Annotated in this window: 9 protein-coding genes and 1 tRNA gene; 4 read left to right on the top strand and 6 right to left on the bottom strand. The window is 70.5% G+C overall.

Going from position 1 to position 11,814, the window contains the following annotated elements; genetic code table 11:
- Positions 1–182: 182 nt before the first annotated feature.
- Complete coding sequence (locus OTB19_RS23355) at positions 183–806, top strand: LysE/ArgO family amino acid transporter (protein ID WP_267800304.1); 624 nt, start codon at positions 183–185, stop codon at positions 804–806.
- Positions 807–879: 73 nt separating this feature from the next.
- Positions 880–1,800, top strand: coding sequence for an ADP-ribosylglycohydrolase family protein (locus OTB19_RS23350; RefSeq protein ID WP_267800303.1), 921 nt, complete (start codon positions 880–882; stop codon positions 1,798–1,800).
- A 97-nt stretch (positions 1,801–1,897) separates the two neighbouring features.
- On the opposite strand, the gene OTB19_RS23345 is transcribed toward OTB19_RS23350, so the two are convergent.
- The gene (locus tag OTB19_RS23345) at positions 1,898–3,214 is read right to left on the bottom strand and encodes a phosphatase PAP2 family protein (protein WP_420716895.1); all 1,317 of its coding nucleotides are present in this window, start codon (positions 3,212–3,214) and stop codon (positions 1,898–1,900) included.
- Between the two features lie 297 nt (positions 3,215–3,511).
- Positions 3,512–3,588 (bottom strand) — tRNA-Pro (locus OTB19_RS23340).
- Positions 3,589–3,780: 192 nt separating this feature from the next.
- On the opposite strand from OTB19_RS23340, the gene OTB19_RS23335 reads away from it, so the two are divergent.
- The gene (locus tag OTB19_RS23335) at positions 3,781–4,482 is read left to right on the top strand and encodes a thiamine pyrophosphate-dependent enzyme (RefSeq protein ID WP_267800301.1); all 702 of its coding nucleotides are present in this window, start codon (positions 3,781–3,783) and stop codon (positions 4,480–4,482) included.
- A 71-nt stretch (positions 4,483–4,553) separates the two neighbouring features.
- Positions 4,554–5,459, top strand: a complete 906-nt coding sequence (locus OTB19_RS23330) for a transketolase family protein (protein ID WP_267800300.1) — start codon at positions 4,554–4,556, stop codon at positions 5,457–5,459.
- A gap of 158 nt (positions 5,460–5,617) precedes the next feature.
- Here the strand turns inward: OTB19_RS23330 and OTB19_RS23325 are convergent, their stop codons facing one another.
- From OTB19_RS23325 to OTB19_RS23310, 4 genes are read right to left on the bottom strand one after another with little or no spacing between them, the layout of a single operon-like run.
- The gene (locus OTB19_RS23325) at positions 5,618–6,235 is read right to left on the bottom strand and encodes an exonuclease (RefSeq protein ID WP_267800299.1); all 618 of its coding nucleotides are present in this window, start codon (positions 6,233–6,235) and stop codon (positions 5,618–5,620) included.
- Positions 6,236–6,286: 51 nt separating this feature from the next.
- Positions 6,287–6,538, bottom strand: coding sequence for a DUF6406 domain-containing protein (locus tag OTB19_RS23320; RefSeq protein ID WP_267800298.1), 252 nt, complete (start codon positions 6,536–6,538; stop codon positions 6,287–6,289).
- Between the two features lie 5 nt (positions 6,539–6,543).
- Positions 6,544–8,367: a C2 family cysteine protease gene (locus OTB19_RS23315; protein WP_267800297.1), complete on the bottom strand. Its 1,824-nt coding sequence runs from the start codon at positions 8,365–8,367 to the stop codon at positions 6,544–6,546.
- Complete coding sequence (locus OTB19_RS23310) at positions 8,364–11,159, bottom strand: ATP-binding protein (protein WP_267800296.1); 2,796 nt, start codon at positions 11,157–11,159, stop codon at positions 8,364–8,366. Before OTB19_RS23310 ends, OTB19_RS23315 begins: the two co-directional genes overlap by 4 nt.
- Positions 11,160–11,814 lie beyond the last annotated feature (655 nt).

Raw genomic sequence — 11,814 nt, 5'->3', positions numbered from 1 at the left:
GCACCCCCGAGGACGCACTCGACACCGCCTGCCACCTCCACCTCACCGGTCTCGACACCTGACACGGGCAAGCGCACGCCAAGCCCGACGTCAACCCCCGAAGGATTTACGACGCAGACCACTAAGGGTACGTAAAAAACTTTAGCTGTACTGAACCGACGCGCGTGCCTACGGTCGAAGCCATGACACACGGCATCACCACGGCGGGTCTCGCGGGTTTCGGCACCGGTCTCTCCCTCATCGTCGCCATCGGCGCCCAGAACGCGTTCGTCCTTCGTCAGGGAGTGCGCCGGCAATCGGTCCTCCCGGTGGTGGCCATCTGCGCGGTGTCCGACGCGCTCCTCATCCTGCTCGGCGTCGCGGGGGTCGGGGCCTTCGTCAACGCCTGGCCGGCCGCGCTGACCGCCGTCGGGATCGCCGGCGGCACCTTCCTGATCGGCTACGGGGTCCTCGCGGCCCGCCGGGTGCTGCGTCCCGCTCCCGGCGCGGCGCTCACCACGCGGGGCGCGACCCCCGGGTCCGCCCGCACGGCCGTACTGACCTGCCTGGCGATGACCTGGCTCAACCCGCACGTCTACCTGGACACCGTCCTGCTCGTGGGCTCCCTCGCGGCGGACCGGGGCGATCTGCGCTGGGCCTTCGGCGGCGGCGCCGTCCTGGCCAGCCTGGCGTGGTTCAGCGCGCTCGGCTACGGATCGCGGCTGCTCAGCGGCCTCCTCGCCCGGCCCTCGGCCTGGCGGGTCCTGGACGGCCTGGTCGCCGCGACGATGATCACCATGGGCGGGCTCCTCCTGGCCGGCACCTGAGTCCCGGGCAGGGCGGGGCCGGGATGCGTAAAACGGGTGCGCGCGGGGCGGTCGTACCGGCAGCATGCGATCCATGACGACACCCGTGGACGCCGCACGTGACGCCCTGGAAGGCCTGGCCCTCGGTGACGCGTTCGGGGAGCTGTGGCTTCCGTACTTCCGACCCGGTGATGCGGCGATCGAGGGGATCCGGGCGCGCCGGGCGCCGCTCGAGCCGACCTGGCGCTGGACCGACGACACGGCGATGGCGGTGTCGGTGCTCCGCGTCCTGAGGGAGCACGGCACGGTACGCCAGGACCGGTTGGCCGAGGCCTTCGGCGCGGCCTATGTGGCGGACGCCCACCGCGGCTACGGCCACGGCATGCGCCGGCTCCTCCCGGAACTCGCGAAGAGGCCGGCGAGTTGGCGCACCGAGGCGAGGAACCTCTTCGACGGTCAGGGCAGTCTCGGCAACGGCGCGGCGATGCGGGTGGCGCCGCTGGGCGCGTGGTTCCACGAGGACCTGGACGAGGTGGCGGACCAGGCCGTGCTGTCGGCCGAGGTCACCCACGCGCACCCGGAGGGGATCGCGGGCGCCGTGGCGGTGGCCGTGGCGGCCGCCCTGGCCGTGCGCAGCCGGGACCGGCCCGTTCCCGAGGCGTCGGCCTTCCTGCGCGAGGTGGCCGCCCTCACACCCGCCGGGCAGGTCGCGCAGGGCCTGCGCCGGGCCGCCGCGCTGCCCGCCGACACCGGGCCGGGCGAGGCCGCCGACGTGCTCGGCAACGGCCGGTTGATCCGCGCGAGCGACACGGTGCCCTTCGCCCTGTGGTCCGCGGCCCGGCACCTGGACAGTCTCCTCGACGCGCTGTGGGCCACGGCGGAGGGCCTCGGCGACATCGACACCAACTGCGCGATCAGCGCCGGAACGGTCGCCGCGCGCACCGGCACGGCCGGTGTCCCGGAGGCCTGGTGGGCGCGGCGGGAATCCCTGCCCGACGGCCCGGTCATCGCCTGAGTCGTCGGACGCGGCGGCCGGGATCCTCGCAAGGGCCGGACGGACCCGGCACAGGGCACGTACGACCCCCGGCGTCCGCGGGCCGCCGCGAGACGACTCAGACCAGTTCGGGCTGGGGTTCGCGTCGCTGTTCCGGAATGCGCGCCGACGGGGTGGTCCGTTCCCACGCCTTGGTGGTGCGCAGGTAGGCGTGGATCACCGAGCCCGTCGCGAGGAGGAGCAGCGGTCCGAACACCCAGGGGTGTCCGGCCATCTCCGTCGACAAGTAGCGGTACGACACCAGGAGCGCGACGAACACCGCGCCACCGTGGGCGACCAGGAGGGCTCCGGACCGGTCCCAGCCGCGGGCGAGCGAACGCAGCCCCGCCTCGATCGTGAGCGTGAACACCACGCCGGCGATGATGTCCGCGCCGTAGTGGTAACCGAAGCCCAGCGTGGCGCCGAGCGTCGCGATCAGCCAGAACGTGCCCGCGAACCGCAGGGCTCGCGGGGCCTTGCGGGAATGGATGAAGATCGTGGTGGCCCATGCCGTGTGGAGGCTGGGCATGCAATTGCGCGGGGTGAACCCGTCGAAGGGCATCGCCTGCGGGATGCCGGTCGGCGGCGGGGTGTTCGGCCACAGGTCGGCCAGCGCCCACTGCCCGCCGTCGGCGCCGTAGGCGAAGATCGGCCCGACCACCGGGAAGATCATGTAGATGCCCGGCCCGAGCAGGCCGATGACCAGGAACGTGCGCACCAGGTGGTGGCTCGGGAAGCGGCGCTCGATCTGCACCCTGCGCAGTTGGTACAGCGCGACGGCGACCGCGGCGACCGCGAGCTGGATGTAGACCCAGTCGAGGACGTGGGCGCCGACCGCGCCGGTGGCCTCGACCAGGCGGCCCACGACCCACGACGGGTTGCCGAACGCGTGATCGGCCGTCGCCACGTACTGGTCGAGGACCATCGGGCGGGTCTTGGACGTGATCAGCAGCCAGGTGTAGCCGGTCTTGCGGCCGGCCACCAGCAGCAGGGCCAGCCCGACGCCCTTGAGCAGCAGGGCGCGCTCCGTGCCGGTGCGGCGCGTGACGGCGATGACGGCGCAGCCGAGGGTCACCCACAACGCGCCGTTGCCGAACATCATCTGGGCGCCGACCAGCCACCGCACGAGCCAGAAGACCAGGTCGATGCCGATGGCCGTGCCGACCGCGATGAACCGCTGCCGCCAGGTGAGCACCACCATCATCAAGGCCATGCTGGCGTACAGCACGGTCCCCGACTGGGGCGCGAAGATCACCTCGCGCGCCTGGACGGTCACCGGGCCCGGCACGCCGTAGTGGCGCGCGGCGATCTCCAGCGCGACGAGGAAACCGAGGGCGATCACACTCACCGCGGCCCACAACAGGACCCGCGGCCGACGCCACCCGGCGAACCCGATTCCGCCGCCTCTTCGCGAAAGGGATCGCGACACCCTAGATATCAATTTTCAGCCGATTTATATGAATTCAAACTGTGATCATTGTTTGCTCGAACATGTTAACGGAGTGGGTACACAACACCGATGACGGGTGCCTCGAATGTGGCGAGCGCCTCCCCGCGGCCGTCCGTCGGGACGGACCCGCGCCGAGTGAACACGTCGAGGCGCGCGCCATGCCGGCGGCGACCGCCGCACCCCGGACATGCGAAAGGCCGTCCTCTCACGGAGAGAGAACGGCCTCCGACCTGCATAAAACGCTGGTCGGGACGACAGGATTTGAACCTGCGACCCCTTGACCCCCAGTCAAGTGCGCTACCAAGCTGCGCCACGTCCCGATGCCTGCTGACCTGGGGGTTTCCCCGGGTTGAACTGGCACGAGAACAATACCGCACTTCGGAGGGTGGTCGCGCGCACCTTTCCCGGACCGGTTCCCCGAGACCGGTCCCACGACCCGATCCCCGAACGCTCGATCACCGCTTCGGCGGCCGCTTGACCTCAAGCCGACTTGAGGTTGCACGGTGGGACGCATGACACAGGCAATCGCGGACACCGGGCTCCGCCACGAAGACCTTGGCCGCCTCATCGCCCTCATGACCGGGGCCGAGAAGCACGGACCCGCCGCCACGTCCACGCTCGACGTGCTGTGGGTGCTCTACGACCGGGTGTTGCGGGTGGGGCCCGAGTCCGCCCGGGATCCCGCGCGGGACCGGTTCCTGCTCTCCAAGGGGCACGGACCGATGGCCTACTACGCCGTGCTCGCCGCGAAGGGGTTCTTCCCCGTGGAGTGGCTGAGCGGGTTCGGCTCGTACGACTCCCCGCTCGGCCACCACCCGGACCGCACCCTGATCCCCGGCGTGGAGATCGGCAGCGGCTCGCTCGGACACGGGCTGCCGCTGGCGGTCGGCAGCGCGCTCGGGCTGCGGGCGCAGGGACTGGACGATCCGGCGGTGTGGGTGCTGATCGGGGACGCCGAGCTCGACGAGGGCAGCAACCACGAGGCGCTCGCCCACGCGGGTTCGGCCGGCCTGGACCGGCTGCACACGGTGGTGATCGACAACGACTCCGCGACCCACGGCTGGCCGGGCGGGATCGCCTCCCGTTTCGAGGCGGCGGGCTGGTCGGCGGTCACCGTCGACGGGCGGGACCACGAGGCCCTGCACGCGGCCTTCACCCTGCCGCATCCGGGTCGACCGCACGCCGTCGTCGCCCGCGTCGAGAAGAAGTTCTGATCAGAGGTCCTGATCGGGCGTCCCGATCAGGGCGTCCTGTGAGAAGCAGAAGCCAAGGGGCAGGGAAGAACATGGACACCATGCGGGAACGGTTCATCGCGGTCACCTCTCGACTGCTCGACGAGGATCCCCGGCTGGCCCTCGTGCTCGCCGAGATCACCATGGACGGATTCCGTCCGGCCCGGGAACGTCACCCGGACCGGGTCGTCAACGTCGGGATCCGGGAGCAGTTGCTCGTGGGCGTCGGCGGGGGCCTGGCCCTCACCGGAATGCGCCCGATCATGCACACCTTCGCGAGTTTCCTCGTGGAGCGGCCGTTCGAGCAGGTCAAGTTGGACTTCGGGCACCAGGGCACCGGCGGCGTGCTGGTCAGCGCGAGCGCGAGCTACGACTGGCCCGCCGGCGGCTTCACCCACATGTCGCCGGGCGACGTCGCCCTGATGGACACCCTCGAAGGCTGGACGATCCACGTGCCCGGCCATCCCGACGAGGCCGAGGAACTGCTGCGCCACGCCTACGCCGCCGGCGACGACCGGGTGTACGTCCGGCTCTCCGCACAGGAGAACAGCCGGTCGCGCCCCTTCTCCGGCCTGGGTTTCCAGACGGTCAGGCAAGGCGGCGCCGGCGTGGTGCTCGCCGTCGGCCCGCTGCTGGACGAGGTGTTGGCCGCGACGCGGGACATGGACGTCACGGTCCTCTACGCGACGACCGTGCGCCCCTTCGACGACGCGGCGCTGCGCGCGGCCGTCGGCTCCGGCCCGGCCGACGTCGTGCTCGTCGAGCCGTACCTGGCCGGCACGTCCACGGCCGCCGCCAACGACGCCCTCGCCGACCTCCCCCACCGCGTCCTGGGCCTCGGCGTCTCCCGGGCCGAACTCCGCCGCTACGGCACGATCGACGAACACACCGCGGCGCACGGCCTGGATGCCGCGGGACTGCGCAAGCGGATCTCGGCGTTCCTCGACCCCCGCGCCTGAGGGGCGGAGCCCAGGAGTTGTCGATCCCGTTCAGGATCGTCCGGTCGTCCAGCTACGGCCGCCCCAGCACAGGCCCGGGGGCGGCAGCGGCTGCACGCGTTCCCCCTCAGCGCCGGACGGTTCCGACGTATCACCCCACCGTGATCCACGACACGAGATCACTTTGACGACAGATCACGGTGGCCGGCGCGGGGGGCATCCCAGCGCATCAGGTTCTGGAACAGCTCGCCCTGCTCGATCGCGTCGTCCAGGGCATTGTGCGTGTGGGGACGCGAAGGCAGCAGGTGGCCCGGCATCGACCGCTTCGTCGCCTCCCCGATCCGGACGTCGGCCTTGGCCGCGTACAACGACTTCAGATCCATGCAGCGGGAATGGCCGAACGGCGAACCCCCGTCGGCGAACTGCGTGAAGTACCAGTACATCCACATCCAGTCGTAACCCAGCGGGTACGCGACGAACACCGGCTTGGCGCCCAGCTCCTCCGACACCGCGGCCAGCCACGCGGCCGCTCCGTTCATCGCCTCGGCGGGATCCAGCCCCTCCCGCGTCAGCCGCCCGCGGTCCAGGCAGCCGACCGCCAGGGACTCCGGGTCGAAGGCGTCACTGATCGGCTTGAGCTCGGCGTAGAAGGTGCGCTCGGCGGGGTCGACCACTTGGAACCCGCCCCCGTCGCGGACCCCCGCCACCGCCAGCCCGAAGCTCGACATCGAGAACGGCCCGGGCACGGGCCCGTCGGCCTCCACGTCTACCGAAACGTAGAACTCTGCTTTCGCCATCATTCCCCCCCATTCAATACGGCAACAGGAGCCGCTTCCCTCCCCGACCTTTCACTGAGCCTTCCTGAGGAAAACGCGGTAGTCCCGACTCAAATGGTTCTCCACACGATCCAGGACCCAGACCTCACCACGGACAAGGAACGTATCGCCGATTCCCAGTTCGTAATCCGTCTCCTCGTCTGCATCAACCCCGAGAGAGACCGTGAGGGGCAGTCCGGTCGGAGCGTGGACATGGATCGCGACGAAAGTCACGTCACCCAACGCCACGGGCGCAGCGTGCCGAAGCATGATTTCACTGACCATAAAACTCACTCCAACGTCGTGTAACGATTCTTGATGCATTTTCTGAAATCATCGACCGACAGATCTTCCGGGTGTCGATTGTTGTGCGGGTTACGCAGATGTATCTGCCCAGAATCGTCCACCTTGGTCACTTCATAAGCGTGGCCACCGATGAGTCCATGAGGAAGTCTCGGTTGCCCAGGTTCAACGTCCACGGTCCCGACCAGCACCGGACTCCTTTCCGCCAGCTTCTCCCGGAACGTGTCCAAAAGTTGCCGATCGGGGCTGCGCCCTTGCATGTTGAATTGTGTCGGGAAATCCTCGGAGTACGCGGGTTTGCCGGTGAGCTGAGTGAGCATTTCCGCACGAGTGTTGGGGAAGCTGCCGAGGTCCAACCGCTCATACCCCTCAGCCACTTTCCTTCTACCCTCGTCCCACGTCTGATCGACTCCGGCCAGCGCTTTCTCCAGAATGGGACCCCAGGCCGCCCCACCTTCCGGTTTCGCGTAGGCAGGCTGCTCGGGGGACGCGTAGAGCACCGGAAGTTCAGGCGTGACGGTAAGGACCGTAAATTCCCCTGTCGGTTCGAAGTGGGACCAATCACCGTCGAAGGTCCTCTTCGTCTGATGAAGCGTCACCTCGTATGTGCCGTCACCGTTCTCCCGAATGCGATCGGAGATCGCTTCGGGTCGATGCCCGGCGACCGCGCCCATCGTGGCGATGACTCCACAGTCGTTGAGCGATCCCTGTTTGGTCTGTTCCCGGGTGGGCGGCCCGTCGAACAGAGGGATGCGCTTCCCGTCGGAACCGTCCAACGGTGAATCGTACCGATAGAGAACCGTGTTCTCCTCTGGCACCGCCCACTCGTTGAAGGACGGCCGGTCGACCGTGGCGTATCTGTCGCCGGCCTGGTCGGTCGTTTCCTTCCTTCCGGAGAGCGCGTCGCGCACCCGTCCCACGAAGTCCCCGAACGAGGCGGTTTCCGGCTCGCCAGGCTCCTCCGACCGCGGTGCGCCCACCTCCGCATTCCACCCGGGCTCGGCAGAAGCCGCATCCGCCGTCGGCACGGGCTGCCGTCCGGAGACGTCGGCATCCGGCGCGTCGACGTCCAACTCACCGGCCCCCGCCGCCTCCGTCTGTACTGGCTCTGCCGGCTCATCGACGGATTCAGGTTCCGCGGGCCCGGAGTCGTCGACAGCTTCGGCGCCTCCCTCGTCCAGCGCCTCGACGTCTTCGCCCTCGGCCGCGTCATCCGCGACCCCATCCGCATCGCTGTCGACGGACTCCGGCGCGGGCTCCACCCGGTCCTCGGTGTCTTCCGACTCCATCGGCTCGACGTCCTCGCCCTCCACCACGTCCTCGGTGTCGTCGGAGGCCTCGGGCTCACCGGGCGCTTCGGGCTCGGCATGGTCATCGATCGCGGAATCGCCGGAGGCCTCGGCCGGCTCCGGCCGGTCGTCACCCGCATCGACGCGACGGGAACCGGCATCCTCGGCGGTAGCCGGCTCCGGCTCCGACGCGCCGTCGGACGCCTCGGTCTCCTCCGGGTCGGCATCGTCATCCGCAGTGTCGACACCCACGACAGCATCATCAGCGGCTTCGGGTTCCTCGGGTCCGGCGGACTCCTCGAACTCCCCCGCCCCCTCGTACCCTCCCGCCCCCTCCGGCTCATCCGGTTCGGCGTAGGCGTCCGTCCCGGCGTCGTCCGGGACCTGGTCGCCGTCCGCTTCCGGCGCTTCCGGCGCTTCCGGCGCCTCCTGCGGTTCCCCGGCGGGCTCCGGAACATCCGGCGGCGGAGAGGGCTGAGGGACGTCCGCCCCTCTGGTGTCGGTCGTGTCGAGCTCGCTCATCTCGTGTCCCCCGTCGACGGTTCGGGCAGCACCGGCTTGCGCGGCTTGCGCGCGAAGCACGCCAGCGCGCGGGCGAACCGCTTGGACCAGTCGTCAGACGGGTCCGCACACCCGACGGTCGACTCCAGCACGGACGGTGTGTGGCGCCCGTGGTAGTACTGGCGCGTCTTCGTCCCCTTGCGCGCCTTCCACCGCGGCTCGGCGACCGGGCAGGGGTCGGAACCGTCGAGTTGGGCCCGCATCATCGCGGCGACGTGCCCGGCCAGGGCAGTCGGTGAGGCCGGGGCGCCCACCCGGCTGTGTACCGCTCGGTCGACGGCCTGGCTGATGGCGCACTCCACCAGACGCCGATCCGAGGCCCAGTACGGAGCCAGATCGCGGCGCATGGCCTCTCCCGGCAGGGGCGTGACCCAGCCCAACAGATGGGCCGCTACCGCCATCTCGGCCCAGAGGGTGATGCGGAACTCGTCCTGCTCGGTCAGCCGCTGCGCCGTGCGCAGCTGCCGGAGCGTGCAGGGAGCCACCGAGCAGCCCTCACCGCAGGCCCCGCTGCGCGGCGCGACCATCGGGGCCGGGGACGCCGGACGGATGGCCGCCGCGTCCTCGCGCGACGTGCCGTCCTCCATGCGGACCAGCAAGGGGTAGTCCATGCCGTCGGCGAAGACCGCCGCCTCACCGGGCTTGAGGGTGACCAGGTACTCCGACTGCGCCTCGGTGATGTTCATCGTGGCGCCCACGGCCTCGCGGTCGTCCCGTGCCGGCAGCCGGTGGACGACCTTGGCCGCGGTGTTCTTGATGACGTCGGGGACCAGCTTGCCGGGGATCTGGTCGGCGATCACCAGGCCCTCCCCGTACGCGCGGATCTCGGCCAGCAGGCCCGCGAACATCTCCACGGCGTGGGCGCTCGCCCCGCCGTCCTCCGAGCGGCGCAGCAGCCGGTGGGCCTCCTCGAAGACGGTCAGGTGGCGCAGGGGGAAGGAGAGCCGACGGGTCGTCCGCTGTTCCATCCTCAAGTACTCGACGAGCCGGATGAGGATGGTCCCCATCAGGAACGCCTTGTCCTTGTCGTCACCGACATCCTCGATCTCGAAGACGACGTTCCGCTGGAGCAGTTCGCCGAAGTCGACGGGGTGGCCGCCCTCCAGGAACCGGCCCGTGGTGCCGAGCCGCAGGCTGGCGAGCCTGATCTTGATGAAGCCCTGGACGTTGTCGGTGATCTCCTTGCCGTAACCGATCTCCGCGACGATCCGCAGGGCCGTGTGCTCCAGGTCCTCGAGTGTCGGATAGCGCGGCTCCGTCCCGGCGAAACGCGGTTCGCCGAGGGTGAGGTCCCAGCCCAGGTCCTCGTAGCAGCGCGTCAACGCGGCGCTCAGCACCTGCGGGAACGGCTCCTGCGGGTCGAAGGAGGCGAGGAAGAGCGCGCGGACCATGTCGAGGTGGGTCTGCAGGGGGAAGCGTTCGCCGTCCGCGAAGACGGAGGGTTCCAGTGGGTTCAGACCGGCCGGGAGGGCGTCGCGGTCACCGGGCTTGATGACGATGACCTCGTGCTCGTCGCCCAGGCGGGCGGACATGAACCGGTACTCCGCCTTGGCCGGTTCGACGACCAGCCACGGCAGCCCCGCCCGGGTGGCTGCCTCGAGCAGGCCGCGTACGGTCTGGGACTTGCCGCCGCCCGTCGCTCCGCAGACGAAGGTGTGCCGGTTGAGGGTGGACCGCGACAGGTCGAGGGCGCCGACGGGGCTGCGGTTGCGGTCGAGGACCGTGCCGAGCCGGATGGGGCCGGCGCCCGGCCGGGAGGTCCGGGACGCCGTCTCCGGGGTCACGTCGAACTCGGGGCGCAGCGCGAACCGTACGCCGGGCACCTCCCGGGCCGGGGGGCGGGCCAGGGCCGCCAACAGCTCCGAGCTCCCGAGGAAGGGGAAGTTCGCGGCATCCGGCAGATCGGCCCCGGTCCCGGCCGTGAGGACCGACGCGAGGTCGCCCACCTGACCGGTCGGCTTGAGCGCGTACGGGAGTCCCTCCAGGTCGGCCGACGCGCAGACCAAGGCGGCCACCCGCTGTGCGTCCTCGGGCGTACGGCCACCGGCCAGCAGGCGTATGCGCCACAGGCCGGTGGCGGACGCCTTCGCCAGCTCCTTGTGCCTGCGCTCCAGCCGGGCGGCTTGCAGGCCGTACTCGGGCGAGCCCGCCGCCTTGGACTGCGCCCTTCGCTGCCGGTCCGCGGTCTCGCCGGTCAGCTCGTCGAGCTCGTCGGGCGCGACCGGATCGGCGAGGAGCAGCCAGGCGAAGCCCTCCTGCCAGACGCCGAGCAGGCAGTCCTCCAGCGTGGGGCGCAGCCGGGGCGCAGCCCGCTCCGGGCTCTCGTCGTCGGCGAGCAGTCCGTCGGCGACTCCGGCGACGGAGGTCCAGTGGGGGAAGTGCGCCAGTGTGGCGGCGACGGCTCCGGGGGGCTGCCGCCGCCCTCGCGCCCCGGCGGGGAGGCGGAGCAGGACCGTGCCCGGGTCGGTGGCGTCGTCGCCGCCGGCCAGCGGGGCCCCGCCGAGGAAGACGTCGAGGGGTTGGGCGGCCGACGGGCGCGACCAGCCGACGAGGACGCTGCCGCCGCCCAAGTCGTACGGGTCGCGGGCGTGGAAGGCGGAGACGAGGGCGGCGAACCGGTGGCCGCGCAGTTCGTCGTCGGGGCCTGCCGGCCGGGAGGCGTCGGGGCGCTGCCGCGGCACCTCGGTCAGTGCGTACGTGGGCATGGCGAGGAGGTGGTGCCATGCCCGGCCGTTGGTGTCCGCGGCCGTCACGTCCGGCGTCCCGTCGACGTGTCCTGCTTCGCTTCGCCTTCGCGCAGCATGGTCGACACAGCCCGGCCCCCGTAGATCGATCGCGACGACACATCCTAGAGTCGATCAAGGTCGAGACCAACCCGGCGGCGGATACTACGCTCGCCGCCGTGAAGCGAACTGGACGTCGAGCCAAGGGTGATGCAGCATGACTCGACCTCAAGGTCGAAAGATGACATGACTCTCCGCTTCGGCGGATTCGGGGGCGAGTCGAATCACTGGGATCTCCCATGATCCGTCTGCCGAGTCAGCATCTGGTCAACCATCCAGATTTCAGCGCCATTTACCCCGCATGGCACTCATGGGACGGAATTCCGTGACTCAACCCGTCGATCCTCGTTTGCCGCAACACCCTCCGGGTGAAGGTGGATTCACCGAACCCGGCTCTCCTGGGACGCCGGCCCCGCCCGCCCAGGCGCCGGGTCACCCGGCCGCGCAGCCTCCGCCGGCGTACGGAACGTACGGCGGACAGGCCTCCTACGGCAGCCCGTTCGTGCCCGCGCCGCCACAACACGCCCCCGGCGCCTTCCCTACGCCGCCGGTCGCGGGCTTCCAGCCTTCCGGGCACCCGCCCGCGCCTGCGCAGGGGCAGGGTCCGGGGCATCATCCCGCCGCG

This window comes from Streptomyces sp. H27-H5 (assembly GCF_026627505.1).
Classification (GTDB): domain Bacteria; phylum Actinomycetota; class Actinomycetes; order Streptomycetales; family Streptomycetaceae; genus Streptomyces.
Note: the sequence above shows the minus strand (reverse complement) of the source record. Positions and strands in the feature narration are given on the sequence as shown.

What these genes read in the sequence shown, in the direction of transcription:
- OTB19_RS23355 (WP_267800304.1), top strand. Translation starts at nt 183, where the DNA reads ATGACACACGGCATCACCACGGCGGGTCTCGCGGGTTTCGGCACCGGT.
- OTB19_RS23350 (WP_267800303.1), top strand. Translation starts at nt 880, where the DNA reads ATGACGACACCCGTGGACGCCGCACGTGACGCCCTGGAAGGCCTGGCC.
- OTB19_RS23335 (WP_267800301.1), top strand. Translation starts at nt 3,781, where the DNA reads ATGACACAGGCAATCGCGGACACCGGGCTCCGCCACGAAGACCTTGGC.
- OTB19_RS23330 (WP_267800300.1), top strand. Translation starts at nt 4,554, where the DNA reads ATGGACACCATGCGGGAACGGTTCATCGCGGTCACCTCTCGACTGCTC.
- OTB19_RS23325 (WP_267800299.1), bottom strand. Translation starts at nt 6,235, where the DNA reads ATGGCGAAAGCAGAGTTCTACGTTTCGGTAGACGTGGAGGCCGACGGG.
- OTB19_RS23320 (WP_267800298.1), bottom strand. Translation starts at nt 6,538, where the DNA reads ATGGTCAGTGAAATCATGCTTCGGCACGCTGCGCCCGTGGCGTTGGGT.
- OTB19_RS23315 (WP_267800297.1), bottom strand. Translation starts at nt 8,367, where the DNA reads ATGAGCGAGCTCGACACGACCGACACCAGAGGGGCGGACGTCCCTCAG.